The following is a 23804-nucleotide window of genomic DNA, read 5'->3' as shown; positions in this document are numbered from 1 at the left end:
CCGGGCGCGTCGGTCGTTGGCGGCATCGCATGACGCACGTCTCGAGCGGCGTGCGCGACACCGCGACGGCCACGGCGCACGCGAAGGCGATCCTCGTCGGCGAGCACTCCGTCGTGCACGGCGCACCCGCGATCGCCACGCCCCTCGACGCGCTCACCATCACGGCGACCGCCGCCCTCGCGCGCGGCGACGAGTCGACGCTCACGACCGACGACTACACCGGATCGCTCGAGGGGGCACCCGACGGCCTCGCCCCGACCGTCGCCGCCGTGCGCCTCGCCATGGAGCACGTGCACGCCGCGCCGCTCGACGTCGAGGTGCGCAACGAGGTGCCGCTGTCGGCAGGCCTCGGCTCGAGCGCGGCGACGGCGGCGGCGATCGTGCGCGCCATCGCCCGCTGCGCCGACGTCGAGCTCGACGAGCCCACGCTGCACGCGCTCGTGCACCAGGCCGAGCAGGTCGCCCACGGCACGCCATCGGGCCTCGACGCCCGCACGGTCGTCGCCGCCGGCCCCATCTGGTTCCAGTCGGGCACGTCGAGGCCGCTGCCCGTGGGCGCCCCCGTCACGATCGTCGTCGCCGACTCCGGATCCCGCGGCTCCACGCGCGAGATGGTCGCGCACGTGCAGCACCTGCGGCGCACACGGCCCGGCCACGTCGAGCAGACGGTCGCGACCCTCACGCAGGTCGTGCACGACTTCGCCGATGCGCTCGAGCGCGGCGACGTCGACGTGCTCGGCCACGCGATGTCGACGGCCCACGCGCAGCTGCAGGGCCTGGGCGTGAGCACGCCCCACCTCGATACCCTCGTCGAGGCCGCGATGGAGGCGGGCTCCGCCGGTGCGAAGCTCACCGGTGGCGGCGGTGGAGGGTGCGTGCTCGCGCTCGCCCGCACCGCGCACGACGCCCCAGCCATCGCGGCCGCGCTGCGCGCCGCCGGTGCGCGAGCGACGTGGACCGCGACGGTGGAGACGACATGACGCAGGTGGCCGGCAGGCAGGCGACGGCGGTCGCGCACCCGAACATCGCGCTCGTGAAGTACTGGGGCAAGCGCGACGCCGCGATGTCGCTGCCCGCGACCGGCAGCCTGTCGATGACCCTCGACGTCTTCCCCACCTCCACGACCGTCACGGTCGACGACGAGCAGGGCGCCGACTCGCTCGAGCTCGACGGCGAGGAGCTCTCCGGCACGGCGCTCGACCGCGTCGTCCGGTTCCTCGACCTCGTGCGCGAGCTCGCAGGCTCCACGAGCCGCGCGCGAGTCGTGACGACGAACGCCGTGCCCACCGGAGCGGGGCTCGCATCCTCCGCCTCCGGGTTCGCAGCGCTCGCCGTCGCCGCGTCGGCCGCATACGGTCTCGAGCTGTCGCCGCGCGACCTGTCGCGCCTGGCCAGGCGCGGCTCGGGATCCGCATCGCGCTCCATCGTGCCCGGCGTCGCCGTGTGGCACGCGGGACACGACGACGCGACGTCGTTCGCCGAGCCGACCGACGCCCCCGACATGGCCATGGTCATCGCGACGGTCGAGGAGCGCGAGAAGCCCATCTCGAGCCGCGCCGCCATGGTGCGGACCGCCGAGACGTCGCCCTTCTACGACGCATGGGTGCGCGACACGACCGCGACGCTCGAGCGCATGGTCGACGCGTGCGCAGGCGGCGACCTCGACCTCGTCGGCCGCATCGCCGAGACCAACGCGCTGCGCATGCACGCGCTCATCCAGTCGTGCGACCCGCCCATCCGCTACCTCACGGGCGCGAGCCTCGCCGTGCTCGACCGCGTCGAGGCGCTGCGCGCCGAGGGCACCCTCGCGTACTCGACGATCGACGCCGGCCCGAACGTCGTCGTGCTGTGCGCGCCGGGCGACGCCGAGCGCATCGCCGAACGGCTCTCCGACGTCGCCTCCACCGTCGTGGCGCGCCCTGGCCCGGGCGCGCACCTCGTCGAGGCCCCCGCGTGATCACGACGCGCGCACCCGGCAAGCTCTTCATCGCAGGCGAGTACGCCGTGGTCGAGCCTGGCCAGCCGTCGGTGCTCGTCGCCGTCGATCGGTTCCTCACGGTCTCCGTCGACCAGTCCGACGCGTTCGGCCAGGTGCACTCGGAGGCGTACGGCCAGCTGCCCGTCACCTGGACGCGCGACGCGACGGGCGTGCGCATCGATCGCAAGACGCCGTACGACTACGTGCTGTCGACCATCACGCTCGTCGACCGGCTGCGCGCCGAGCTCGGGCGCCGCGACTCCTTCTTCGACCTGCGCATCTCGAGCGAGCTCGACGACCGAGGCGGTCGCAAGTTCGGGCTCGGCTCGTCTGCAGCCGTCACGGTCGCGACCGTCGCGGCGCTCGACGAGTTCTACGACATGCGCCTCACGGCGATGGAGCGCTTCCGCCTCGCGATGCTCGCGACGATCGCCGTCGTGCCCACGGCATCCGGCGGCGACCTCGCCGCGTCGACGTTCGGCGGGTGGATCGGCTACTCCTCCCCCGACCGCGCCGCGCTCGTGCGCCGCATGCGCGACGCGTCGGTCGCCGAGCTGATCGCCGAGCCGTGGGAGGGCCTGAGCGTCACGCGCATCGACCCGCCTGCCTCCATGCGGCTGCTCGTGGGATGGACGGGTGCGCCAGCCTCGACCGAGCGGCTCGTGGATCGCGTGCTGCACATGCGAGACACGGGTGCGCAGGTGCACCGCGACTTCCTCGTCGCGAGCCTCGACCAGGTGAGCATGCTCACGACCGCGCTCCAGCGCGACGACGCACCCGCCGCGATGGACGCGATCCGCGCCTGCCGCAGCCTGCTGCGCGAGCTCGGCTGCGCCGCGGGCATCGACATCGAGACCGACCGCCTCGCCGCGCTGTGCGACGCCGCCGAGCGCGCAGGCGCCGCGGCGAAGCCGTCCGGCGCGGGCGGCGGCGACTGCGGCATCGCGCTCGCGCCCTCGGACGCCGACGTGCAGGCGATGCACCGCGCGTGGGAAGCCGATGACGTGCGGCACCTCACGATCTCGGTCACGCCGCCGCGGAGCGACGTCGATGGGTGAGCGCAAGGACGAGCATCTGCGCATCGCGCTCGAGCACGAGCGCGAGCGCCGAGGCAGGCCGAACGACCTCGACGACGTCGAGCTCGTGCATCACGCGCTCGACGGCATCGACCCGTCGCGCGTGCGCCTGCAGGTGCGCGTCGGCCCCATGGCATGGCCTGCGCCCATCTACGTCAACGGCATGACCGGCGGCACGGCCCGCACGGGCGAGGTGAACCGCACGCTCGCGATCGCCGCACGCGAGGCCGACCTGCCCATCGCCTCCGGATCGGTGTCGATCGCGCTCGACGACCCGTCGCGCGCACCGTGGTTCCGCGTGCTGCGCGACGAGCATCCGCACGGCTTCGTCATGGCGAACGTCGGCGCCGACCGCTCCGCCGACGACGCCAGACGCGCCGTCGAGCTGCTCGAGGCCGACGCGCTGCAGGTGCATCTCAACGCCGCGCAGGAGCTCGTCATGCCGGAGGGCTCGACGCGCTTCGACACGTGGGCTGCATCGATCGCCGCGATCTGCGAGGCCGTCGACGTGCCCGTCGTCGTCAAGGAGGTCGGTGCGGGGCTCTCCGGGCGCACCGTCGCGAGGCTCGCCGACCTGGGCGTCGCGGTCGCCGACGTCGGCGGCGCAGGCGGCACCGACTTCGTGCAGGTCGAGAACGACCGCCGCGACGGACGCGACTACGCCTACCTCGCAGGATGGGGTCTGTCGACGCCCGCGTGCCTCCTCGACGCCGCGCACGCCGGGCTGCCGCTGCTGGCCTCCGGCGGCGTGCGGCACCCGCTCGACGTCGTGCGCGCGCTCGCGCTCGGCGCACGCGCCGTGGGCGTCGCGAGCCGATTCCTCGCCGTCGCGGTCGAGGGCGGCGAGGAGGCCCTCGTCGCCGAGATGCACCGGTGGCTCGGCCACGTGCGTGCCATCCTTGGGCTCGTGGGCGCCGAATCACCCGCAGATGCCGTGCACGCCGACGTGCTCGTGCGCGGCAGGCTGCGCGAGCTCGCCGAGCTGCGTGGCATCGACGTGGCGACGCTCGCACGACGACGCGCCCTGCCAGCTGCCGACGGAGGCACCGCATGACGGAGTTCACCCCCATCCCGACCTCGTGGGTCGGGCCCATCCGCGTCTCGGGCGACGCCGTCACGGGCGAGGTGTCGGTGCCGCTCGCGACGTACGAGTCGCCGCTGTGGCCGTCGGTGGGCCGGGGCGCGCGCATCTCGCGGCAGGTGGAGGGCGGCATCCGCGTCACCGTCGTCGACGAGCGCATGACGCGGTCGATCCTGCTGCGCGCCGACGACGCCGCGACGGCCGTCGCCGCAGGGCGCACGATCGTCGGCCGGATCGACGACCTCCGCATGGTCGTCGAGGCGCAGAGCCGCTTCGCGAGGCTGCTCGACATCCACACCGAGGTCGTCGGCAGCCTCCTGTTCGTGCGCTTCGCGTTCTCGACCGGCGACGCCTCCGGGCACAACATGGCCACGGCCGCCGCGGAGTCGCTCATCGACGCGATCCTCGCCTTCGCCCCCGAGCTCGACTACGGCTCGATCTCCGGCAACTGGTGCTCCGACAAGAAGGCCACCGCCGTCAACGGCCTCCTCGGCCGCGGCCGCTCCGTCGTCGCCGACATCCTCATCCCCACGCAGCTCGTCGTCGACGGCCTGCGCACGACGCCGCAGCGCCTCGAGGCGCTCAACACGGGCAAGAACCTCGTCGGCTCGACGATCGCGGGTGCGCTGCGCTCGGCGAACGCGCACTACGCGAACATGCTGCTGGGCTTCTACCTCGCGACGGGGCAGGATGCGGCGAACATCGTCGAGGGCTCGCAGGGCATCACGTACGTCGAGGCACGCGAGACGGGCGTGTACTTCTCGTGCACGATGCCGAACCTCATCGTCGGCACCGTCGGCAACGGCAAGGGCGGCGGCCTGCCGGTCGTCGAGGACGCGCTGACGCGCCTCGGCTGCCGCTCCGGCGGCGAGCCGGGCGCCGACGCGCGCCGCCTCGCAGCGCTCATCGGCGCGACGGTGCTGTGCGGCGAGCTGTCGCTGCTGGCGGCGCAGACCAACCCGGGAGAGCTCATGGCCACGCATCGTGTGCTGGAGCGCGGAGAGCGGAGGACGGCATGAGCGTCGGCATCGACGACATCCACATCGCGACGGGGCACCACGTGCTCGACCTGTCGCTGCTCGCGCAGGCGCGGGGCATCGACCCGGCGAAGCTGTCGGTCGGGCTCGGGCAGCTCGCGATGAGCGTGCTCGCCCCCGACGAGGACATCGTCACGATGGCTGCTGCGGCGGCGGCCCCCATCGTCGCGCGCGTCGATGCGAGCCGCATCCGCACGGTGCTCGTGGCGACGGAGTCGGGCGTCGACCAGTCGAAGGCCGCGGGCGTGTTCGTGCACCGCCTGCTCGACCTGCCCTCGACGACGAGGGTCGTCGAGCTGAAGCAGGCCTGCTACGGCGGCATCGCGGGCGTGCAGCTCGCCGCCGACCAGGTGGCACGCAGGCCCGACGACCTCGCGCTCGTCATCGCGACCGACGTCGCCAGGTACGACGTCGCATCCGCTGCCGAGCCGACGCAGGGTGCCGGCGCCGTCGCGATGCTCGTCTCGGCGAGCCCTCGGCTCGTCGAGCTCGACGCCGTCAGCGGCCTGCACACCGTCGACGTCGACGACTTCTGGCGTCCGAACGACCGCACGACGGCGATCGTCGACGGCCGGCTGTCGACGACGGCGTATCTCGACTCGCTCACGGGCGCCTGGCACGACCTCGTCGCGCGCGGCGGCCGACCGCTCGCCGAGCTGCAGCATCTGCTCTACCACCAGCCCTTCACGGGCATGGCCCGCAAGGCGCACGCGCGCCTGGCCGAGACGACCGGCGTCGAGCTCGCACCGCTCGAGGCGGGCGCGATCGAGGTGGGCGCACGGCTCGGCAACGCGTACAGCGCGTCGCTGCCTGGCGCGCTCGCAGGGCTCCTCGAGTCGGGCGACCGCTCCGGCGAGGGCGTCGGGCTCTTCTCCTACGGGTCGGGGTCCGTCGGCGAGTGGATGACGGGCGTCGTCACGAGCGGCGCCGGCGTGCACGACGCGGGTGTGCGCCGCGCGCTCGACGAGCGCGTGCCCGTCGACGTCGCCGCGTACGAGCGCCTGCACGCCGAGCACTCGGCCTCGAGCGAGGACCGCGAGCTGCCGCGCGTCACGACGGGCCCCTTCCGCATGTCGGGCGTCGTCGGCGGCGCGCGGCGCTACGAGCGGGTCTGATCGGCGCCGCGGGAGGCGGGATCGCCTCCGGCGAACGCGGCGTGGGGCGCGGAGCATGCGGGAGTAGGATCATGCAGTCACTGCAAGTTCTTCTTCTCCTCCGAGGTGCAACCCATGAGCGATCAGGTCGCGCAGCAGAGCCGGACCGTCGAGACGGTCGACTCGGTGCCCATCGAGGTGCAGCGCATCATGCGCACGGGCACCATCTGGACGGCGGCGGGCGTGCTCGCCCCCGTGATCGGCCTCGGCCCGCTCGTCGCCGCCGGCTGGCGACCTGCCGACCTGACGGGCTCCGTCGAGCTCGTCTTCTGGATCGGCACGCTCGTCGCGACCGCTGGCCTCGGGCTGCTCATGTGGGCGGGCTGCCCCGTCATGGCGTACACGGTCGACCAGGCCTACACGCAGAAGAAGCACTCCATCCGCATCGGCATCTGCTCGAACCTCGTGGGCATGGCGCTCGTGGGGCTCGTGATCCTGCTCTCCCCCGCCGTCGGCTGACGGTGGCGGCGTCCGGCCACCGGATCCGGCTGGCCGCGTCGCTCGAGGGCGCGGCGCCGTGAGCGACGCGGAGCGCTTCCCCTTCAAGAAGGTCGCCGTCGCCGCGTACCTGCCGACGGTGCTCTTCGCGATCGGCGAGGGCGCGATCATCCCCTACATCCCCGTCATCGCGGGCGACCTCGGGGCGAGCCTCGCCGTCGCAGGCCTCGTCGCGGCGATGATGACGGTCGGCGAGCTCGCGGGCAGCGTGCCAGGCGGGTTCCTCGTGGCTCGCCTCGGCGAACGCGCCGTGATGATCTACGCGGGGCTCGCGACGATCCTGGCGCTGTCGCTCGCGTGGTTCGCGACCGAGCCGTGGATGCTGGGGCTCGCGATCCTCGTCACGGGCGTCGCCACGGCGATCTTCGCCCTCGCCAGGCACGCGTTCATGACGACGTACGTGCCGTACCGATACCGGGCGCGTGCGCTGTCGGCGCTCGGCGGCACGTTCCGACTGGGGCTCTTCATCGGTCCGCTGCTCGCGTCGGGCGTCATCGCGCTCGGCGCCCCCGTGCAGTCGACGGTGTGGATGTTCGTCGGCGGCTGCCTCGCCGCCGTCGTCGTGCTGCTGTTCCTGCCCGATCCGCAGTCGACGTTCGAGTCGGGCAAGGGCCACGAGGGTGCGGAGGTCGTCGAGCGCGAGACCGTACGGCTCGGCGACACGCTGCGCCGGTACGCGAAGACGCTCGGCACCGTCGGCGCGGGGGCGGCGATGCTCGCGCTCGCCCGCAAGGGCCGCGACGTCATCGTGCCGCTGTGGGCGGTGTCGATCGGGGTCGATGCTGCTTCGACGGGCCTCATCGTGGGGCTCGCGGGGGCCGTCGACTTCCTGCTGTTCTTCGTCTCCGGGCTCGTGATGGATCGCTTCGGGCGGCTGTGGGCGGTGGTGCCGTCGCTCATCCTCATGGCGGCGGGCTTCACCACGCTCGCCGCCACCCACGACGGTGGCGCCGCGTTCGTCGGGCTCGTCGTGGGCGCCGGCCTGCTCGCGGTCGCCAACGGCATGTCGTCTGGCATCCTCATGACCCTCGGCGCCGACCTCGCCGACCGCGCGAACCCGGCGCCGTTCCTCGGGGCGTGGCGACTCACGACGAACCTGGGGGCTGCGACGGCCCCGCTCGGCATCGCCGCGCTCATCCAGGCGGCGTCGATCGTCACGGCGGGCGCGGCGCTCGTGGGCACGTGCCTCGTGGGCGTCGTCGTGCTCGTGCGCACGCTGCCGCGCTCGCAGCGCTGAGCAGACCGGGCTCGCGCTCCGCGGGATCGTCACGAGATGCCCAGGGGGCGTGCCGTGGGCGTGCCCGGCGCGTCCAGCATGGGCGAGCATGCTCGACGCATGCGCCGCACCCTGCTGATCGTCCCGGCCGTCGCCATCCTGACGCTCACGGGGTGCGTGCTCACGCCGCCGCCGGTGCTGCCGCAGGCGGATCCCGTGCTCGAGCCGTCCGACACCACCTCCGCCGACCCGGTCGAGCCCTTCGAGACGGACCCCGTCGAGTCGGAGGGCCCTGTGGAGGTGCCGTCTCCCGACGAGAGCATCGGCGGGCCGATCACGCCGGGCGGCGACATCGGCTCGGCTGGCAATCCCTACCCGCCCGGCGCGGATCTCACGGGCGGCGACTGGTCGGTCGCCGTCTTCACCGCGGATCTGGAGGCCGAGGCTGCTGCATCCTCGGGCCCCGCGCCCGAGGGGTGGCGGTGGGTCGCGGTGACGGTGCAGGCGGAGACGACCGCCGAGGGCCAGCATTCGCGCGACGTGTTCGCGTCGTACGTGGCGCCGAACGGCGACGTGTTCTTCTCGGAGGCCGTGTCGGCGGGCGACGCGAATCCGATGACCGACATGGTCGCGGGCGTGCAGTACGAGTTCCGCGAGTACATGCTCGCGCCCGAGGAGGGGCTCGAGCAGGGGGTCATCGCGATCACCACCCGCGATCGCACGTCGTTCATCGCCCTCGCCTGATGGGCGTCTTCCTGCTCGCAGCACGTCCTCGCCCCGTCGTCAAGGGTTTCCCGAGGGATGCTCACAGCCGTCATGCTGAGCGGCATGGGAAGACGGAGCCTGCTCGACGCGCTGTGGGCGATGGCCGTGCTCACGTGCGTCGTGCTCGTGGCGGTCACTGCCGGCAGCCTGTTCCTCGCCTTCACCGCCGACACGTCGTCGGCGATCGGGCTCGACGCGTGGCGCGCGGTCGTCATGACCGCTCCCGCCCTCGTGGTCGCCTCGACGATCCTCGCCGTGCTCACCGTCCTGCGCCTGCGCAGGGGCGCGACGCTCGACGCCGTCGTCGCGCACGACGACGCGCAGCCGAAGGTCGTGCGCCTGGGCGCCGACCCGATGGCACCGCTCGCCTCCTAGGCGCCGTGCAGCGCTGAGCGGCCGCGTGCGGCTCACCCGACGAGCACCGATCTCGCCGTCACGGTCACGTCGAGCCGGATGCCGTCGGGCAGCAGCAGCGACACGATCGGCGGCCTCCAGGCGGCGGCGACCGTGACCTCGGCCGTCTGCGCGTCGAGCGAGCGTGCCGCGACGAGCGCGACGTCGTCGAGCTCGGTCGGGGCGCTCACGAGCCACACGGCGGCGGCCTCCTCCACGGCGGCGTCCGCGAGCTGCGGCGAGGCGCGCTCCCCGTCGAACGCGACCTGCTCGAGCGCGAACGCCTCCGCCGCGTGCAGCGCGGCACCGTCGGCGAGCGTGAAGAGCCGCCGCCGTTCGACGAGCAGCGCCGTCGCCGCCACGACGACCACGATGAGCGCGAGCGCCAGGGCGCCGTAGGCGATCGTGAGCAGCAGCGTCGACCCGTCGTCGTCGCGTGCCAGCGACCTGCCCCGTCGCACGTGCCCGGCGCGCACCGCCGCCGTCACGGCCGCAGCTCCGACACGGGCTGCGCAGCCGACGCCGCGATCGGGGCCGACAGGCCCACGTCGAGGTCGAGCACCGGCGGCGCGAGCGGCAACGGCACGATCACCTCCACGGCGACGACGACCGTGCCGCCCCGCTGCGTGCAGTCGGCCGGGTTCGGCGTGCACGACACGTCGATCGCCGAGGGCGCGAGTCCGAGGTCTGCGAGGGCGACGGCGATTGCCGCATCGGCAGCGGCGAGCCCCGCGCCGTGGTCGTCGGCCGCCGCGAGCACACGCGCCGCCTGCCTCGCGGCGCCCTCCGTCGCGAGCGTCGCCGCCTGCAGCTGCGACATCGCGAGCACGAGGTACACGAGCGGCACCGTCAGCAGCATGCCCACCGTGAGCAGCTCGATCGACGCCGAGCCCTCGTCGCGTGCGAGGTCAGCCGAGCGTCTCGAGCGCCGCATTGCCGCGCACCTCCAACATGGCAGGCCCCACGAGCCCCAGCACCGGCAGCGGCGCCCGCACGGTCAGCTGCAGCGCCGGGTGGCCGGCGACCGTCGCCGTCGCCGCCGTCACCGCCTGCGCGAAGTCGGGTCCGATCGCCACCTCGATGAGCGTCTGCGCGCGCTCGATGCCTGCGTCGGGCGACGAGCCGGCGAGCGCGCCGTACCTCGCGCCCTCGGCAGCGGCATCCTGCAGCACGTTCCGCACGTGCAGGCCGAGGGTGAGCTGCATGATCGTCAGCACGATCAGCGTCAGCAGTCCTGCGACCATCGCGAACTCCGCGACGGCGGCGCCGCGATCGTCGCGCAGATCCCTCGCCTGGCCCATCAGAAGCCCGTCACCCGCTCCATCGCCTGCTGGAACACCTCCGTCAGGGCGGGTCCCGCCACGCCCCAGATGATGATCACGAGCCCGGCCGTCATGAGCATGACTATGCGCGAACCCCCCACCGCATCACCCGCTAGGTCGGTGGCTGTGCGTACGCTCGCCGCCATGTCCTATTTCGCCGTCGAGTGGCGCGTCTTCACGCCGCTCTCCCGCATCACCATCGGCCGAGTGGTCCTGCGCACGGTCGACGGAGTCGACTACTACGTCGCGCTGCGCGACGTCGACGGCGAGGAGCGCGTGCTGGGCTCCTGGGACGCGTTGCCGCTCGCGACGGAGAGCGTGCTGGCGATGTACCAGGAAGCGACCGGCGAGGACGTCTACGGCGACCCCGGCATCGGCAACCGTCTTCGGGTCCATCCGCAGACGACGCTACCTGGCGCCGCGGCGGACGCAGCGCAGCGCGGCGACTCGCGGCAGGCCGCCATGCCTTCGCGCCACGCATCCCGTCGCTGACTCCCCCACGTAGTGGCCCCGGCACGCGAAAAAGGGCCCCGGCTCCCGCACCGTGAGGTGCGAGGCCGGGGCCCTCTTGCATGCGTGTGTCAGTCGAGGTCGCGCAGAGCTCGAGCGACGCCCTCTGAGGATGTCCCCTCGGGCAGCGTCGCGATGTTGAAGGTCGAGCCGGTGCGCGTTGCGGGCGCGGGAGGCGGCGCGTTCGGGATGAGCACGACGCCGATCGTTGCGCCGGCCGACACGATGATGCCGAGCCATGTGCCGAGCGTCACGTCACCGAATCCCGCGACCGTCGCGAGCGTCGTCACGAGAGCCTGCAGGAACGCGAGCGCGAACGCTGCGCCCGTCTTCGCGAGCGTGCCCGCGAGCCAGTACACCGGGATCGCGCCGACGAGGGCGATGCCGGCGTTCACGAGCTCGACGGGTGAGACGACGTCGTCGGCGAGGGCCGCGGCGAGCACGGCCACGACTGCGAACGCCGTGTAGACGAGCGCCTTCGCGACCTCGCCAGGCGTGCGCGGCTTCACGGCGATCGGCGGATCGCCGGTCGCCTGCGTTGGGATGGACATGCTGACCTCCTACGGGTCTGGTGTGGTTGGAGCGAGATGGCCGAGGCCCAGGCGCTCGAGGATGGGATCCGGCAGCATCGGGAGAGCGCCCGCTCGTCCGCGCTGGTCCCACAGCCACAGCTGCGTCTCGCGCGCTCGCACGGCGTCGTTCATCTCGTGCGACTCGGCCTTCATCGTCGCGATTTCGGTGCGCATCGGAGCGACGAGTCGCTCGACCTCCGCCTCGACGCGCTCGTTGATGTACTTCGCGAGCTCGGACGCGTCGTCGAAGCGCTCGGCGAGCGTGGTCTCCCGCTCCCGCCGCGCCTGGTCGGTGTTCCGCCGACGGGTCGCCGCGTAGACGAGCACGGCGCTGAGGATCGCGGCGAGCCCGCCGCCGCCGAGCACCCACGGCAGCCACTCGCCCATCACGAATCGGCCGCCATCGCTCGACGGTTGCCGTACTCCCGCCCGAGTGTCCACAGGCGGATGAGCGGCGGGATGAGCAGCCCGACCACGAGCGGGGTGATCGTCACGCCCGTGTGGTTCGGGAGGGTGACGCCGGCGATGAACATCGACACGGCGACCATGGTGAGGAGCACGACGATCGTCACCTTGCCAGCGACCTCGACGCGCCAGAGCCTCGGGAACGCGCACGCGACGAGGCATGCAAGGCCAGCGGCCGCGAGCGCCGCGTACAGCCCCGTCGCGCCCGGATGGGGAAGGATCGCCCCCACCGCCTGGAAACCCTGCATGAGCCCAGCGAGGCCCAGCCAGAGCACGATCACGTCGTACGCGGGCAGGAACACCCGCTTGATCGGCGACACGTAGATGTACGCCGCGTCGTGCGGGATCGCATCCGGGTGCCAGATGGTTGCCCGCCAGACGCGGGTGATGAGACGACGAAGCATCGCCTACCCCCTCTCAGGGTCGAGGGGTCAGCGGCTCAGGAAGTCCACGACTCCCCGACGGTGGTCGTCGTCGTGCGCCTGGAAGGTGTACTTCGCGAGCACCTGGGCCGAGTCGTGCGAGAGCTCGGTGATCGTCTCGGGATCCTCGAGCACCTCGAGCAGTCCGAGGTAGCCGCCCTTGCCGAGCAGCTTCGGGTCGGGCACGTGCCACAGCTCACCCGTCGACGGCGACGCCGCGAACGTGTAGCCGTTGGACGTGTCCCGATAGAGCTTGGCCTTCGCCATGTCGTCCTCCGTGATGGTTGCGGCGGGCCTCTGCTCGCCGGTCTGGTGGGCGCGGGCGAGCTCGATGAGCTCGTCCATGCGGTTGCGCATCGCGCCGGGGCAGGCGGTCGCGTACGACGCCTTGAAGCGGGTGAGCAGTTCGCCGTGGTTCACGACGTGGTTGCGGTCGAGGGGGAAGCCGTGGCGGGTCGCGCAGTCCGCGATGAGGCGGGCGAGTGCGTCGAACGCCTCGGCCGTGACCGGCCATCCGTTCGCGTCGCCCGCGCCCGGCGCGTTGCACACCTCGACGGTGATCGCACGGTGGTCGTAGACGGAGCCGTCAACGACCGCGCCGTCACGCTTCCCGCCCGACGTCCACGCGCGCAGCGACTCAGGGACGGCCGCGACGATCTCTCCGAACGGGCCGATCGCGTAGTTCGCCGACGTGCCGCGGCCTCCGTCGGCGGCGAAGATGCCGAGCAGCCCCGCCATCGACGGGGTCGCGGCGTGGTGGACGATGAACATGTCGACCTTCGACCGACGCGTGTTCGCCTTCTTCACCGCCGAGCCGTACGACGCGGACCGCGTCGCGAGTGTGCTGGATGCCACGTGATTCCCCCATGGATCGACGAGAGCCGCCCCGGATGGGACGGCTAGGGTTTTGACGCAAGTCGCAGCGGGCGCGGGTTACTCTGCCCGACATGGCCGATCCCGAATCCCACACGCTGCGTCTGACCATTGAGTTCGCGGTCGACGATCCCGAGCGTCTCCGCGCCGCCGCCCTGATCCCGGTCATCGGCGATGACCTCGACCTGGGGCTTGTGGCGCACGCGAGCGACGCTGAGGCTGCGCGGTACTACTTCCTGCAGCTGGTGCAGGAGCACGTTCTTGCACAGTTCGATGAGGCTGGCATCACGCGACGCACGACGCGAATCGGCCCCTAGGTTCTGCTTCTCTGACCAGACTCGTCGAGGGTCTTAAGCACCCACGACCCATCGCTCTCCCTCACGATCTGATCAGTCCGCCACCGCTGCACGCGCGGATCGGACGAGAGACCGACTCGGGCGAGCAGGCGATCCACTGCCGGGACTGCGGCGATTCGAGTGAGCAGTCCGGCGGATACAGCCAGGACGATGACAGTCAGTGCCGTGCAGGCGAGCGCTGGCAGGCTTGGCCACTGCTCATCGATCACGGGGCCGATGGACGAACCGCCGACGATCGCTGCGGCGGAGAGCGTCACGGCCACCGCCACGGACGTGCGCAGTGCCGCTCTCCACGGATAGAGGTGTTGGGTCGTTTGCTTTCTGACGGTGACGACGGCCATGAGGTGTCTCCTTCGCGTTTCAGCGGACGATGCGCAGACGGTTCGAACCGTCGATGCCGTAGATCAGTCGCGATCGGTACGCCACCTGCGGCCGGGGCGGCGTCGGCGTGAGGCCGAGCACGTCGGTGAGGAACGCGCCCATCGCGCCGACATCGGTGTACGAGTTCACCGACCCGCCATGCCCGCCCCCAGGGGTGAGCGACACGCGGTCGACGGCGAGCTGCCCAGCCCACAGGGTGCGCAGCGGACCAGCACCACGGACCATCCAGGGGACGGTCGTGTCAGCGTCGCCGTAGCAGCACAGCACCTTCTTGCCGGCCCACATCGACGGTGCGAAGTCCTCCGGTGCCGCGTCCGCTGCAGCAGCCTGCAAGCCCGCGATGTCGGACACGCCCCACGCGGTGAAGATCGTCGGCGAGAAGTACCAGCCCGTCGCCGCTGCCGCATCCTTCGACCCCGACAGCGCACCCTCGAACAGGGTCGACACGCCGGAGTTGTTGATGAGGCCCGCGTACGTGCCGCCCGTGTCGTGCGCGTACAGCCACGACGCCACCAGGCCGCCCATGGAGCGACCGATGAGGATGACGGGCCCTAGGCTGCGGAGCGTGCGCGCGTGCGCAAGGTACGCCGGGTACGCGGCACGCGCTGCCGGGTTGCCCCAGTTCTGCGCGCCCTGCACGGACCCGCCCGACCCCTCGACGATGACGATGCCCGCGTCGATGATCCAGTCGCGCATCTGCGACCACGACGACAGCGACACCAGCTGATCCGACGCGCCGCCCGCGCCGTGCGCGTACAGCACGCACGGACGCGTGCCCGTCAGCCCGTCCTTCGCGGTGATGTGCATCACCCCGTGCGGTGCGCCCAGGTCGATCGTCGTCGTCGTGTACGCCGAGCCCGATGCGGTGGCCGGCATCAGACGGTGATCCCGTACTTCGACGCCAGGTACGCCAGCGTCTGCGCGAACGACGACCCCGCACCCGGAGCCTGCGCAGCGCCGATCACCACCACGTCACCGATGTGCCCCTTCCACCCGTTGAGTCCGTCGCCGCGAGCGCCGACGACGAACGCCGTGAACGCGTCGCGAGCGGTCGACGTGGTCGTCCCCACAGAGACGCCGTTGACGTACAACGTCGACACGCCCGCCGCGTCGGTGACGACCGTGACGATGCGGGCCTGGTTGTCGGAGTCGACGGATGACGTGATCGACGTGCCCGAGGAGTTCGTGATGTAGTACCACTTGTTCGCCGCCGTGCGTCCCGCTGCGCCGCCCAGCGCCGTCGAACCGTTCCGCTGGTCGAACGCGAACACGGAACCGCCCGCGTTCACCACGTCGGCACCCTTCACGACCGCCCACACCGTCGACGGCTGCCGCTTCCCGCCAGCGATCGCCAACGTCTGGAAGAGCTTCGTGCCGTCGAACAGCCACGCGGGCAGGCCCGCGATGCCGTCGGCGTCGAACAGCGGACGCTTCGCCGCATCGGTCTGCGTCAGCGTCCACCCCGACGCCGAAGCATCGGCCACGGACTCGACCGGTGCACCATCGGCGACACCGGAGTTCGACGGGTTCCACCACGCCTTCAGCAGCGCATGCGAAGCCGGCGACCACGGCACCGGACCGGTCTCCGCCTCGACGATGAGATCGCCCGCCTGGTAGTTCGACGGGGCGACCGAGCCGACGGGCACGAACCACAGGACGATCCCCGCCCAGGCCGGGCGGGGCGCGCCGATGTTCGTCAGCGTCGCCTTCACCACCCGCACCAGCGAGTCCGCGCCACCGCCGAGCGCGTCGAGCACGACCGACTCGACCGCCTCAAACGACTGCGTCTCCGGGCTTCCGACGAGCGCGGCGAAGCCCTCATCCGTCGGGACGACGTTGATGCCGGGCAGCCCCCTCGGGATCTTGAACTCGATCGTTCGCTGCGCCTCGTTCACGATCGCCTGCGCCGGAGCGTCCGCAGCGACAGTCTCCGCCGTCGCCGACGCGAAGGTGCCCGTAGCTCCCCTCACGCCGGGTGCGCCCTGCGGTCCGCGGATGTTCGCGATCTTCACGTACGACATCGGGTCACGCCTTCCACTGGTAGAGATCACCGGTCACGGTGTCGAGCTGGAACCCGGTGCGCTTCGACGGGTCGACGCCGCTCGCCGCCGCCCACACGAGGTCGTTGCCGATCTGCAGCCCCGCGATCTCGCTCAGCGACCCGCCACCGGGCACCGCTGTGAACCGCCACGTGTCGAAGCCGATGAACCGCTGCCCGTCGATCGAGTTCTCGAAGCGGCCTACCTCGATGATGTAGTCCGTCTGCGGCGTCATGTCCGTCGACGCGAGCAGCTGCATCGAGAACGCACCCGTCGTCGCGTTCACGTCGACCGTCATCGGCGCCGCAGCGATCAAGCCGTTCGCGGCGTACGCTTCCCGTTCAGGACGAACCCGCAGCACTGGGAACGCCCACGCGAGGGTGCGCAGGCCGATGTCTGTGAGGGTGCCCGTGTACGTGTACGTCGGCATGGCTACTCCTCCTCGGCTGCAGCGGCAGCGGCCATCTCGGCGACTGCCGCCTCGAAGGCAGCCGCCGCGTCGGCGAGGCGCTGCGCCTCCGCCTCGGCCGCTGCTGTCCGCTCGGGGTCGACGAGCTCGGCTGATGTGACATCGCGGTCGGCGTGCACGATTCGCAGGAAGTCGGGCGAGACGTTGATGGCGAGCGTCGTAGCCGGATCGAGGCCGATCGCCTCGCACACGTCGGTCCACATCTGTGGCGTGAACTCCATGACCATCTCCTTCGGTCAGCCCTGCACCAGCGGCGGTCGGTTCGGCTTCCCCAGCGACTCGAGGTCGGACTGGTGCGCGTTGCTGCGCTGGATGACCGCGATCATGTTCTGGATCAGCGTCGTCACCGCCGACTGCAACGCCGACACCGCCGACTGCAACGAACCGATCTGACTCGACGCCGTCGAACGCCACGACTGCAGCGCCGACACGTCACCCTCCGCCGCAGCCATCCGCGGCTCGAGACGACCCACACGACCCTCGATGTCGTTCAGTCGGGCACCCGCATACGACAGCGAACCCTCAGCGGTGGCCATGCGGGTCTCGACGCGGCCGGTGCGTCCTTCGAGGTCCGTCACGCGTGCCGCGACGAACGCGCCCGACGCCGCGATCTGCTGGTCCACCCACTCCTGTACCGTCACGAGCTCGCCACCAGATGGGATGAGCAGGCCGGACTTGCCGCCCGAGTGGCCCATCGCCGCGAACAGCGACCCGTCCGGTCGCAGGACCTTCGTCATCCCGTACTGGATCGACGCCGACTCCTGCGGCGTCCCCGTCTCGATCTGCCGCACACGACGCAGCAGGTCATGGATCGACGCCTGGGTGTTCGCCGGGGAGTCGAGTCTCATATCGTCTGCACCTCCACGGCGAGCGCGGTCGACTGGACATCGCCAGACAATGCCGTGACGTACCCGTTCCGCCATCCGGGGGCGAGCATCTCGTCGCCGTCGTGCCAGATCCGGGGACGCGCGCCGAGGCGGAACTTCGACAGGTCGACAGCGTGCTCGCCAGCGATCCGCAGCCCGAACGAGTGCGACGTCGTCGGCGAACGGAACGCACGAATCTCGGCCGTCGCACGTGCGTCCAGCTGCGCCTGATCCTTGATCGTCCTGAACGAGCGCGTGCCGTCCATGTCCGGGATCGGTGGACCCGTGATGCCGGTGAGCGGCGAACGCCCGACCTTCAACTCCTGCCCGGACCCCTCACCGATGGTGAAGATGCCCGACAGCTGCCGCGACCCGTCGACCCTCGTCGAGAATCCCGTGAGCGGCGACTCAACCGCTGACGCGTTCCACTCGAACGCGGCACCCGGCACACGGGGTGCGCCGATCTGAGGCCACCACTGCAACTTGCCGTCAGCGGACCACACAGGATCCAGTGCGAGGTCAGGTCCACCCTCGGTGTCCTGCACCTCCGACAGCATGTCCTCGAACGAGTCGAACTCGTGGTGCCACCACTCGCGCGAGTGCGGGCCCGACTCGTCACCGCCGAGGACGAACGGCAACGTCCAGTTGTCGCCAGGCACGCGGTAGAACGCAGCACCCAGGATCGCGCGCACGAGCCCGCGCAGAGACTTCCCCGTGGCGGTGAACTTCCCGATCCGGTCGTACGTGACGAGCATCGCCGCATACCGTCGAGCGGCGAGCGCGCGAACCTCCTGCGTCCGGACGCCGAGCCTGCCCGACGCGGGATTCCAGTCGTGACCGACGACGATGCCCGCGTGCACTGCGACGCCGGCGTACGAGACGACGAGCGTCCGATGCCACGTCTGCGTCACGTCACGCCACACGGACGCCGGTACGGCATCCCTGACGTCGGTCGGTGCGAAGGCGATCTCGCTGTTCCCGACGGCGTTCAGCAGCGTCTTCCACGAACCCCCACGAGGCTCGATCTCGAACAGTCGCTGCCCAGATCGGGTGTCGACGAACGCGCACGAATAGGCCATCGCCAACCCCCGATCTCAGACGTACGTGTCCGTGATCTCCGCAGTGATCGGACCGTTACCAGTCGGCACGAATCGCCACTCCTGGTCACCAGCTGCTGGCACCGACCACGTCCGCGGGAACGGGACGAACCCGACCAGCGGCTCGCCGCCGCGCCTGACCGTCCCAGTCGCGAAGTCGACGATGTCGTTCACCCCAGCCTCGAGCGCCCCATCAACCTGGAACGTCGGGCGGCCCGTTGCGACGATGGAGTACCCCGTCGGATGCGGACCCCATACCTGGAACCTCGGCTCAGCGGGCATCGTGCCCCGATTCACCAGCCGCACAGGAGTGTTCGCTGGCGGCGACTGCAGCCGCGTCTCACCGAACCTGCGAGGGTTCGGCAGCCAGAACGAGACCTGATACTCCGCGTACCCGAGTGCGGGGCGGGAGACGAACTTGGGTGCGTTCGGGGCGCGTCGCGCCCACGCCCACAACGTCTCCCCGTACATCTCCACGGTCACCTGGAAGCGCGAACCATCCGCGCCGATCCCAGCAAGCCGCACGCCGAAGTCGCGGAGCTGCTGCGGCGACCGAGCCCAGCAGAGACCCCGTAGGGTCATGAGCCGGTCGGTGAGTCGCGGCGCCACGTCGAACGAGCCGGGCCCGAGGCGGGCGGCGGTGTCGACGTCCGCGCCGACACCGTCCTCCCACCCCGTGAACCCGCCAGGCTCGATGTAGAACCCCTCGTTGCCCCCGCCGCCGTCGAACACGAGACCCGGGACATGGACACGCACGTCCGTACCGACTTCGATCATCCTGCGCTCCTCAACGACCAGTCGACCTCCGCGCCGACGATCTGCCCGATCACGGCAGGAGACGTCCCCGCTCCATGCACGTCGACCTGCACGTTCGGTGCCAGTGCCGCAGGCGTCGTGACGTTCACGATCGGAGCCGACGAGTACGAGTACGACGGCGCAGGTGCACCGACCCGTCCCCCGCTGTCGTATCCGACGAACGTGCCGTCGTTGATCTGACGAAGGATGCGGTCGTACTTCGAGGACGACGACGCGTTGATGATCCACTCGTCACCAGCGAGACCCCACACGTTGCCGTGCTGGTCGAAGCCGAACCGGTCGTCACGCCCCAGGTACGGGCCCGGGATCCGGCCACCACCGTCGAAGCCGACGACGTTGCCGCCAGCGAACGTAGACGCGCTGATCGAGGGCATCGCCCCCGCCTGCACATCGATGAGCACCACGCGACGCTTGTTCAGGAACGCGGCCATCGCGGCCTCCGCTGCAGACGTCGCGAGCTGCGCCTGCGTGAACACCGAGTCAGGAATCTCGACCAGCATGTTCGCGTAGTCGCGAGCCTGCTCCTCGGACAACCCCATCTCGAGGCCCGTCTGGTAGATCTCGTCGCGCATGAGCGCCTGCTGAGCCGCCACCTCCTCAGCCGAAGAAGCCGTCGTGAGCAGCTGCGCCGATGCATCGTTCGATGCCGTCACGAGCTCCTGCATCATCGCCGCAGCATCCCGACCCGACTGCTCGCCGAGATCGAAGTCGCCCGTGATCTGGTTGATCGCGGGCGAAAGACCATCGGCGATCGCCTCCGCGATGTCATCGATGCTCTGCTCGTACGCCGCCGTCGCATCCTGGGCCGCGAAGAACTCGTCGACGATCGCCCGCTGCACGTCTAGGAGCTCGAGGGCAGCGTCGGAAGCGGACTGAGTCTCGACAGCCAGATCGGTGAGCGCGCCCGTGGCAGTCTGCGACGCGGCCGCCGCGTCGCTGGTCGCGATCGCATAGGCCGCTTGCGTCTGCTCTGCCTCCGACATGGCCGCGACCGCGGGGTCGGCAGCGATGGCTTGGTTCACGAGCGCCTCGCGAACACCCTCCATCTCGCCCAGGAGCTCGATCGCGGCGTCCTCGCTGAGGTTGTACTGCTCGACGATGCCGTTGAATCCGTCGATCATCACCGACGGATCGGCGGCTGCCAGAGCCTCATCGACCTCGCGCAGCGACGATGCGAAGTTCGACATCTGCAGCGACCACGTCGACGGGTCGAGCGATGCCAGCGGGTTCTCTCCGATGCGTCGCATCGAATCGAGGTACGAGTCGAACTCGGAGGCGTCGAATTCGAACCCCTGGAACGCCACCCCCTCGTTGCCCTGCGCAGCGATCGCGAACAGCTCGAGTGCGGTCGCGCCGCCCTCGACTGCTGCCGCCCACTCGTCGACCGATGCCCGCGACGACTCCGCGACGTCGTTGACGACCATGATCGCGGCCGCGGTGGCAGCAGCAGCCACGAGCAGCGGACTGCCGAGCATCGACGCGAGAGCAGCGCGCGTGCCGGCGGCCGTGATGCCCAAGGTAGCGACCGCACCCTGGAACGCAACGACCTGAGGCAGCGCGACCAGAGCCGCACCACCAGCGAGCGCGAGAGCGCCCGTGACGGCCATGACCCCGAGGGTCGTGGACTGCAGCCACGGGGGTGCCTCAGCGGCAGCCGACACGAGGTCGTCGAGCCACTGCACGGCACCGCGGAGCGCACCGTCGCCGCCCGCGCCGAGGTTGATGAGCAGGGTCTCGAACGCGCCACCGAGCGCCTCGACATCGCCCTGCAGGTTGTCGAGTCGGGCTGCGGCCTGCTCGGCGGCGTAGCCCGAGTCGTTGACCGTCTCGGTCCACTGCGCGACGCCGTCAGCGCCCTGCTCGTACAGGATCGACGCGGCACGGATCGCGTCCTGGCCGAAGATCGTCGCGAGAGCAGCGTTCCGCTGCTCCTGCGTGAGGTCCGCCATCTGCGTCGTGAGCTGGCCGGCGACGCCCTCCATGCCGATGAACTCGCCCTGCGCGTCGTAGAAAGACAGGCCGAGCTCGTTCATCGTGTCCCGCACCTCGCCGGTGGGGTTCGCAAGACGGAGCAGCATGGCACGGAACGACGTGCCAGCGTCGGAGCCCATGAGGCCCGCGGAAGCGAATGCTGCGAGCGTGCCCGTGGTCTCCTCGACCGAGAGGCCCATCTGGGCGGCGACGAGACCAGACTGCGACAGCGCCGCACCCATGTCCGCGACGCCGCCCTGCGCGTTGCCGGCGGCCGCGGCGAGCAGGTCGGCGATGTGCGACACGTCCGAGCCCGCGAGCCCGAACTGGGTCATCGCCGACGCGGCGACCTCGGCCGCCTCCGAGACAGCGATCTCGCCCGCTGCCGCGAGGTTCAGCGACCCGGTCAGACCACCGTCGAGAATGTCGGCCGTCGAGACACCCGCCTTCGACAGCTCCTCGATCGCCGCCGCGGACTCCGTCGCGGAGTAGACGGTGTCGGCGCCCGCCTGCAGCGCGGCCTCCGACAGCGCCGCCATGTTGTCGGTCGTCTCACCGGTCGCGGCCTGCACGTTCGACATCGCCGCGTCGAACTGGGAGTAGGCCACGACCGCGGCCGTCACGCCCGCGAGCGCCGCGACGCCGACACCGATCGCCGCCGTACCGAGCATCTGGTACGCCTGCGCCTGCTGCTGCAGCTGCTGTTCGATGGACTGCGTCGAGTCCTTCGTCTTGCGGACCGCCTCGTCCATGCCCCGCACGTACGCGGCGGCATCGGCGATCAACTTCACGGATACGGTGCGCTCAGCCATCCCGCCACCTCTCGTGCTACGTTCCGGTCGTTCACCAGAAGGGGGCGGGCATGTCGACCGCACGGATCGTGTCGCTCGTTGCAGCCGCAGTCGGCTTCATTGCGGCGATCGCGCTGCTCGGCTCCGCGAGCAGCATCAGCACCATCGCCGTCGGCATCGGAGGGTTCTCCTTCGACGAAGACGCGGCGCAGCAGAGGAGCACGCTCTACGGGCTCGGCGGACTGTCCGCGCTCATCGCGGCAGGCGCGTTCGTCGTCTTCGTGGCACTCACCGTTCGTGACCGCAAGGCCCTCGCGGCCGAGACAGCCGCGACCGACTAGTCGCGTGCGGGCACCTTCCGCACAGGGAAGATGACGCCCGCATCGCTGCCGTGCTCCTCGCGGTACGCCTTCATGCGTGCCTGCTTCGCCTGCTCGGCGGCGTCTACGATCGGCGTCTCGGCGACGTAGTGGTACGCGCCCTCTGGGTCGAGGGCTGTCGGATCCGTCGCCTCCGACATCGAGTGCCCGTGGGGACCGATGTCGTTGTCGAAGGCGATGTACGCGAGCGCGAGAGAGCGCTGCCATGCATCCCACTCCGGTTCACGAGTGACGCGAGAGGCGACCAGGACCCCGTCAGCGTCGTACTCGTGCACGACCGTCTCGGCAGGCTCCGACCCCATGAACCGGGCGTGAGAGATGCCGAGACGGGTCGCTGCTGCTAGTTCCCGACGGAGTTGCTGGTCGTCGGCGAGCCTTTTACTAGGGCCCCGACCATCTGCTGCCCGACGATCTGGTTCAGCCCGAGCACCGCGTACTCGAGGGCCTGCAGGTCGCCGCCGCCCGCCTTCTCGCGGATGGCCTCCCACTGCTTCACGGAGACCTTCTCGAGCGCGTCGCCGCGGACACGGGCGCCGTGGGTCACGAGCGCCTCGAACGCGACGGCCTCGAGGTTGTAGCCCAGGCCCTCGTCGCGAAGGTTCCCCTTCCGCGGCCTGTGCTTCGCCTTGAGCCCAGCCCACTGCGAGCCCGGCAACTGCGTGATGTGGATCGTGATCACCTTCGACCGAAGCTCGGCGCGGAGCTGATCGAGCCGCTTCTGCGCGCGCGCTGCCCGCGACGGGGCCGCCATGCGCCCGTCGGGGTCTCCCTCGGTCGGCGTCGGCTGCATCGTCTCCTGGACGAGGTGGTTCCACTCCTCTCGGCGTGAGCCGTCGAGGAGGATGTGGACCTCGCTCGTGCCGGGAACTGCGGATGCGAGCAGGTCGTCGAGATCCTGCTCCTCGGGAGCGGTTGCCTCAGCCATGCTGCACCTCCCCCGATGATGCGAGATCCCTGACGGCGGCGACCATCGAGGGCGTCACGAACTCGACGCCGGCGGCTCGCAGCGCCGCGACGATCTCGTCGTCGCTTGCGGCGCCCCGCACCTCGTCGGGCGTCACGATGCGGCGGTACTCGACAGCGGCGATTGCGTACGGGCTCAGTCCGAACGGTGCGAGCGCATCGGCGATCGCGTCGGTCTGAGTCTCCTCCCACGTGATGAGTGCGTCCTGCACCGCGGGCGCGACGGGTGCGGTCAGCGCTCGCCCCTCGACTCGGATGCTGCTCGGGATCGGATAGTCGTCGGTCATGGTTCGCCCCTTCGAGATGGCCCCAG

32 protein-coding genes are annotated in these 23804 nt (G+C 71.0%); 13 read left to right on the top strand and 19 right to left on the bottom strand.

Annotated elements, in window-relative coordinates; genetic code table 11:
- Nucleotides 1-29 precede the first annotated feature (29 nt).
- From mvk to ACZ6H8_RS04135, 10 genes are all read left to right on the top strand, one after another.
- Nucleotides 30-980, top strand: coding sequence for a mevalonate kinase (gene mvk / locus ACZ6H8_RS04180; RefSeq protein ID WP_464144657.1), 951 nt, complete (start codon nt 30-32; stop codon nt 978-980).
- Nucleotides 977-1957 carry a diphosphomevalonate decarboxylase gene (mvaD, locus tag ACZ6H8_RS04175; protein WP_464144656.1) on the top strand — a complete coding sequence of 327 codons (981 nt, stop codon included), beginning with the start codon at nt 977-979 and terminating at the stop codon, nt 1955-1957. The genes mvk and mvaD overlap by 4 nt, the downstream gene beginning before the upstream one ends.
- The gene (locus ACZ6H8_RS04170; protein ID WP_464144655.1) at nt 1954-3036 is read left to right on the top strand and encodes a phosphomevalonate kinase; all 1083 of its coding nucleotides are present in this window, start codon (nt 1954-1956) and stop codon (nt 3034-3036) included. The genes mvaD and ACZ6H8_RS04170 overlap by 4 nt, the downstream gene beginning before the upstream one ends.
- A complete protein-coding gene (gene fni, locus ACZ6H8_RS04165) occupies nt 3029-4108 on the top strand; it encodes a type 2 isopentenyl-diphosphate Delta-isomerase (RefSeq protein WP_464144654.1) in 1080 nt (359 codons plus the stop codon). Before ACZ6H8_RS04170 ends, fni begins: the two co-directional genes overlap by 8 nt.
- Nucleotides 4105-5154, top strand: coding sequence for a hydroxymethylglutaryl-CoA reductase (locus tag ACZ6H8_RS04160; RefSeq protein WP_464144652.1), 1050 nt, complete (start codon nt 4105-4107; stop codon nt 5152-5154). Before fni ends, ACZ6H8_RS04160 begins: the two co-directional genes overlap by 4 nt.
- On the top strand, nt 5151-6287 hold the full coding sequence (locus ACZ6H8_RS04155; protein WP_464144650.1) for a hydroxymethylglutaryl-CoA synthase: 1137 nt from the start codon (nt 5151-5153) through the stop codon (nt 6285-6287). Before ACZ6H8_RS04160 ends, ACZ6H8_RS04155 begins: the two co-directional genes overlap by 4 nt.
- Before the next feature lie 114 nt (nt 6288-6401).
- The gene (locus ACZ6H8_RS04150) at nt 6402-6785 is read left to right on the top strand and encodes a hypothetical protein (protein WP_464144649.1); all 384 of its coding nucleotides are present in this window, start codon (nt 6402-6404) and stop codon (nt 6783-6785) included.
- A gap of 58 nt (nt 6786-6843) precedes the next feature.
- Nucleotides 6844-8061: an MFS transporter gene (locus tag ACZ6H8_RS04145; protein ID WP_464144647.1), complete on the top strand. Its 1218-nt coding sequence runs from the start codon at nt 6844-6846 to the stop codon at nt 8059-8061.
- Nucleotides 8062-8160: 99 nt separating this feature from the next.
- On the top strand, nt 8161-8784 hold the full coding sequence (locus tag ACZ6H8_RS04140; RefSeq protein WP_464144645.1) for a hypothetical protein: 624 nt from the start codon (nt 8161-8163) through the stop codon (nt 8782-8784).
- A gap of 84 nt (nt 8785-8868) precedes the next feature.
- The gene (locus ACZ6H8_RS04135) at nt 8869-9180 is read left to right on the top strand and encodes a hypothetical protein (RefSeq protein WP_464144643.1); all 312 of its coding nucleotides are present in this window, start codon (nt 8869-8871) and stop codon (nt 9178-9180) included.
- Between the two features lie 32 nt (nt 9181-9212).
- On the opposite strand, the gene ACZ6H8_RS04130 is transcribed toward ACZ6H8_RS04135, so the two are convergent.
- From ACZ6H8_RS04130 to ACZ6H8_RS04120, 3 genes are read right to left on the bottom strand one after another with little or no spacing between them, the layout of a single operon-like run.
- Nucleotides 9213-9686, bottom strand: a complete 474-nt coding sequence (locus ACZ6H8_RS04130) for a Tad domain-containing protein (RefSeq protein WP_464144640.1) — start codon at nt 9684-9686, stop codon at nt 9213-9215.
- Nucleotides 9683-10132, bottom strand: a complete 450-nt coding sequence (locus ACZ6H8_RS04125) for a hypothetical protein (RefSeq protein ID WP_464144638.1) — start codon at nt 10130-10132, stop codon at nt 9683-9685. The genes ACZ6H8_RS04130 and ACZ6H8_RS04125 overlap by 4 nt, the downstream gene beginning before the upstream one ends.
- Entirely contained in the window at nt 10107-10499 is a 393-nt protein-coding gene (locus tag ACZ6H8_RS04120) for a TadE/TadG family type IV pilus assembly protein (RefSeq protein WP_464144636.1), read from the bottom strand. Before ACZ6H8_RS04120 ends, ACZ6H8_RS04125 begins: the two co-directional genes overlap by 26 nt.
- Nucleotides 10500-10664: 165 nt before the next feature.
- Here ACZ6H8_RS04120 and ACZ6H8_RS04115 point away from each other — a divergent pair, with 165 nt between their 5' ends.
- Nucleotides 10665-11012, top strand: coding sequence for a hypothetical protein (locus tag ACZ6H8_RS04115; protein ID WP_464144633.1), 348 nt, complete (start codon nt 10665-10667; stop codon nt 11010-11012).
- A gap of 89 nt (nt 11013-11101) precedes the next feature.
- Here ACZ6H8_RS04115 and ACZ6H8_RS04110 read toward each other — a convergent pair whose 3' ends face one another.
- Genes ACZ6H8_RS04110 through ACZ6H8_RS04095 form a run of 4 tightly spaced genes read right to left on the bottom strand, consistent with a single transcriptional unit; the run spans nt 11102 to nt 13260 of the window.
- Nucleotides 11102-11581 carry a hypothetical protein gene (locus ACZ6H8_RS04110; RefSeq protein WP_464144632.1) on the bottom strand — a complete coding sequence of 160 codons (480 nt, stop codon included), beginning with the start codon at nt 11579-11581 and terminating at the stop codon, nt 11102-11104.
- Between the two features lie 9 nt (nt 11582-11590).
- Nucleotides 11591-11989, bottom strand: a complete 399-nt coding sequence (locus ACZ6H8_RS04105; RefSeq protein WP_464144631.1) for a hypothetical protein — start codon at nt 11987-11989, stop codon at nt 11591-11593.
- Nucleotides 11989-12471, bottom strand: coding sequence for a hypothetical protein (locus ACZ6H8_RS04100; protein ID WP_464144629.1), 483 nt, complete (start codon nt 12469-12471; stop codon nt 11989-11991). Before ACZ6H8_RS04100 ends, ACZ6H8_RS04105 begins: the two co-directional genes overlap by 1 nt.
- A 27-nt stretch (nt 12472-12498) precedes the next feature.
- Entirely contained in the window at nt 12499-13260 is a 762-nt protein-coding gene (locus ACZ6H8_RS04095; RefSeq protein WP_464144627.1) for a peptidoglycan recognition protein family protein, read from the bottom strand.
- Between the two features lie 176 nt (nt 13261-13436).
- Between ACZ6H8_RS04095 and ACZ6H8_RS04090 the strand changes: the two genes are divergently transcribed.
- Nucleotides 13437-13679 carry a hypothetical protein gene (locus ACZ6H8_RS04090; protein ID WP_464144626.1) on the top strand — a complete coding sequence of 81 codons (243 nt, stop codon included), beginning with the start codon at nt 13437-13439 and terminating at the stop codon, nt 13677-13679.
- On the opposite strand, the gene ACZ6H8_RS04085 is transcribed toward ACZ6H8_RS04090, so the two are convergent.
- The 9 genes from ACZ6H8_RS04085 to ACZ6H8_RS04045 all read right to left on the bottom strand — a co-directional run bounded on the left by ACZ6H8_RS04085 (nt 13676) and on the right by ACZ6H8_RS04045 (nt 22148).
- Nucleotides 13676-14059 carry a hypothetical protein gene (locus ACZ6H8_RS04085; RefSeq protein WP_464144624.1) on the bottom strand — a complete coding sequence of 128 codons (384 nt, stop codon included), beginning with the start codon at nt 14057-14059 and terminating at the stop codon, nt 13676-13678. The genes ACZ6H8_RS04090 and ACZ6H8_RS04085 overlap by 4 nt on opposite strands.
- Nucleotides 14060-14078: 19 nt before the next feature.
- Nucleotides 14079-14975 carry an alpha/beta hydrolase family protein gene (locus ACZ6H8_RS04080; RefSeq protein WP_464144622.1) on the bottom strand — a complete coding sequence of 299 codons (897 nt, stop codon included), beginning with the start codon at nt 14973-14975 and terminating at the stop codon, nt 14079-14081.
- Complete coding sequence (locus ACZ6H8_RS04075; RefSeq protein WP_464144620.1) at nt 14975-16120, bottom strand: hypothetical protein; 1146 nt, start codon at nt 16118-16120, stop codon at nt 14975-14977. The genes ACZ6H8_RS04080 and ACZ6H8_RS04075 overlap by 1 nt, the downstream gene beginning before the upstream one ends.
- A 4-nt stretch (nt 16121-16124) precedes the next feature.
- Entirely contained in the window at nt 16125-16568 is a 444-nt protein-coding gene (locus ACZ6H8_RS04070; RefSeq protein ID WP_464144619.1) for a hypothetical protein, read from the bottom strand.
- Nucleotides 16569-16570: 2 nt separating this feature from the next.
- Nucleotides 16571-16828 (bottom strand): hypothetical protein, encoded by a 258-nt coding sequence (locus ACZ6H8_RS04065; RefSeq protein WP_464144616.1) that lies wholly within the window; start codon nt 16826-16828, stop codon nt 16571-16573.
- Nucleotides 16829-16843: 15 nt separating this feature from the next.
- Nucleotides 16844-17455, bottom strand: a complete 612-nt coding sequence (locus ACZ6H8_RS04060) for a hypothetical protein (RefSeq protein WP_464144615.1) — start codon at nt 17453-17455, stop codon at nt 16844-16846.
- Nucleotides 17452-18384 (bottom strand): hypothetical protein, encoded by a 933-nt coding sequence (locus ACZ6H8_RS04055; RefSeq protein WP_464144613.1) that lies wholly within the window; start codon nt 18382-18384, stop codon nt 17452-17454. Before ACZ6H8_RS04055 ends, ACZ6H8_RS04060 begins: the two co-directional genes overlap by 4 nt.
- Nucleotides 18385-18567: 183 nt before the next feature.
- Nucleotides 18568-19347 (bottom strand): hypothetical protein, encoded by a 780-nt coding sequence (locus ACZ6H8_RS04050; protein WP_464144611.1) that lies wholly within the window; start codon nt 19345-19347, stop codon nt 18568-18570.
- Nucleotides 19344-22148, bottom strand: a complete 2805-nt coding sequence (locus ACZ6H8_RS04045) for a phage tail tape measure protein (RefSeq protein ID WP_464144610.1) — start codon at nt 22146-22148, stop codon at nt 19344-19346. Before ACZ6H8_RS04045 ends, ACZ6H8_RS04050 begins: the two co-directional genes overlap by 4 nt.
- A 71-nt stretch (nt 22149-22219) precedes the next feature.
- Between ACZ6H8_RS04045 and ACZ6H8_RS04040 the strand changes: the two genes are divergently transcribed.
- Entirely contained in the window at nt 22220-22489 is a 270-nt protein-coding gene (locus ACZ6H8_RS04040; protein WP_464144608.1) for a hypothetical protein, read from the top strand.
- Here ACZ6H8_RS04040 and ACZ6H8_RS04035 read toward each other — a convergent pair.
- Genes ACZ6H8_RS04035 through ACZ6H8_RS04025 form a run of 3 tightly spaced genes read right to left on the bottom strand, consistent with a single transcriptional unit; the run spans nt 22486 to nt 23778 of the window.
- Nucleotides 22486-22830, bottom strand: a complete 345-nt coding sequence (locus tag ACZ6H8_RS04035) for a hypothetical protein (RefSeq protein WP_464144606.1) — start codon at nt 22828-22830, stop codon at nt 22486-22488. The two genes, ACZ6H8_RS04040 and ACZ6H8_RS04035, sit on opposite strands and share 4 nt — an antisense overlap.
- Before the next feature lie 38 nt (nt 22831-22868).
- A complete protein-coding gene (locus ACZ6H8_RS04030; protein ID WP_464144605.1) occupies nt 22869-23453 on the bottom strand; it encodes a hypothetical protein in 585 nt (194 codons plus the stop codon).
- Entirely contained in the window at nt 23446-23778 is a 333-nt protein-coding gene (locus tag ACZ6H8_RS04025; RefSeq protein ID WP_464144604.1) for a hypothetical protein, read from the bottom strand. The genes ACZ6H8_RS04030 and ACZ6H8_RS04025 overlap by 8 nt, the downstream gene beginning before the upstream one ends.
- Between the last annotated feature and the right edge of the window lie 26 nt (nt 23779-23804).

Source organism: Agrococcus sp. AC640b (genome assembly GCF_979255995.1).
The sequence above is the reverse complement of the archived record's forward strand: the minus strand, read 5'-3'. Positions and strand labels throughout refer to the sequence as shown.

Coding starts and splice junctions, on each gene's coding strand:
- mvk (WP_464144657.1), top strand. CDS start 30: ATGACGCACGTCTCGAGCGGCGTGCGCGACACCGCGACGGCCACGGCG.
- mvaD (WP_464144656.1), top strand. CDS start 977: ATGACGCAGGTGGCCGGCAGGCAGGCGACGGCGGTCGCGCACCCGAAC.
- fni (WP_464144654.1), top strand. CDS start 3,029: ATGGGTGAGCGCAAGGACGAGCATCTGCGCATCGCGCTCGAGCACGAG.
- ACZ6H8_RS04160 (WP_464144652.1), top strand. CDS start 4,105: ATGACGGAGTTCACCCCCATCCCGACCTCGTGGGTCGGGCCCATCCGC.
- ACZ6H8_RS04155 (WP_464144650.1), top strand. CDS start 5,151: ATGAGCGTCGGCATCGACGACATCCACATCGCGACGGGGCACCACGTG.
- ACZ6H8_RS04150 (WP_464144649.1), top strand. CDS start 6,402: ATGAGCGATCAGGTCGCGCAGCAGAGCCGGACCGTCGAGACGGTCGAC.
- ACZ6H8_RS04140 (WP_464144645.1), top strand. CDS start 8,161: ATGCGCCGCACCCTGCTGATCGTCCCGGCCGTCGCCATCCTGACGCTC.
- ACZ6H8_RS04135 (WP_464144643.1), top strand. CDS start 8,869: ATGGGAAGACGGAGCCTGCTCGACGCGCTGTGGGCGATGGCCGTGCTC.
- ACZ6H8_RS04125 (WP_464144638.1), bottom strand. CDS start 10,132: ATGCGGCGCTCGAGACGCTCGGCTGACCTCGCACGCGACGAGGGCTCG.
- ACZ6H8_RS04120 (WP_464144636.1), bottom strand. CDS start 10,499: ATGGGCCAGGCGAGGGATCTGCGCGACGATCGCGGCGCCGCCGTCGCG.
- ACZ6H8_RS04115 (WP_464144633.1), top strand. CDS start 10,665: ATGTCCTATTTCGCCGTCGAGTGGCGCGTCTTCACGCCGCTCTCCCGC.
- ACZ6H8_RS04110 (WP_464144632.1), bottom strand. CDS start 11,581: ATGTCCATCCCAACGCAGGCGACCGGCGATCCGCCGATCGCCGTGAAG.
- ACZ6H8_RS04105 (WP_464144631.1), bottom strand. CDS start 11,989: ATGGGCGAGTGGCTGCCGTGGGTGCTCGGCGGCGGCGGGCTCGCCGCG.
- ACZ6H8_RS04100 (WP_464144629.1), bottom strand. CDS start 12,471: ATGCTTCGTCGTCTCATCACCCGCGTCTGGCGGGCAACCATCTGGCAC.
- ACZ6H8_RS04095 (WP_464144627.1), bottom strand. CDS start 13,260: ATGTTCATCGTCCACCACGCCGCGACCCCGTCGATGGCGGGGCTGCTC.
- ACZ6H8_RS04090 (WP_464144626.1), top strand. CDS start 13,437: ATGGCCGATCCCGAATCCCACACGCTGCGTCTGACCATTGAGTTCGCG.
- ACZ6H8_RS04085 (WP_464144624.1), bottom strand. CDS start 14,059: ATGGCCGTCGTCACCGTCAGAAAGCAAACGACCCAACACCTCTATCCG.
- ACZ6H8_RS04080 (WP_464144622.1), bottom strand. CDS start 14,975: ATGCCGGCCACCGCATCGGGCTCGGCGTACACGACGACGACGATCGAC.
- ACZ6H8_RS04075 (WP_464144620.1), bottom strand. CDS start 16,120: ATGTCGTACGTGAAGATCGCGAACATCCGCGGACCGCAGGGCGCACCC.
- ACZ6H8_RS04070 (WP_464144619.1), bottom strand. CDS start 16,568: ATGCCGACGTACACGTACACGGGCACCCTCACAGACATCGGCCTGCGC.
- ACZ6H8_RS04065 (WP_464144616.1), bottom strand. CDS start 16,828: ATGGAGTTCACGCCACAGATGTGGACCGACGTGTGCGAGGCGATCGGC.
- ACZ6H8_RS04060 (WP_464144615.1), bottom strand. CDS start 17,455: ATGAGACTCGACTCCCCGGCGAACACCCAGGCGTCGATCCATGACCTG.
- ACZ6H8_RS04050 (WP_464144611.1), bottom strand. CDS start 19,347: ATGATCGAAGTCGGTACGGACGTGCGTGTCCATGTCCCGGGTCTCGTG.
- ACZ6H8_RS04040 (WP_464144608.1), top strand. CDS start 22,220: ATGTCGACCGCACGGATCGTGTCGCTCGTTGCAGCCGCAGTCGGCTTC.
- ACZ6H8_RS04035 (WP_464144606.1), bottom strand. CDS start 22,830: ATGGGGTCGGAGCCTGCCGAGACGGTCGTGCACGAGTACGACGCTGAC.
- ACZ6H8_RS04030 (WP_464144605.1), bottom strand. CDS start 23,453: ATGGCTGAGGCAACCGCTCCCGAGGAGCAGGATCTCGACGACCTGCTC.
- ACZ6H8_RS04025 (WP_464144604.1), bottom strand. CDS start 23,778: ATGACCGACGACTATCCGATCCCGAGCAGCATCCGAGTCGAGGGGCGA.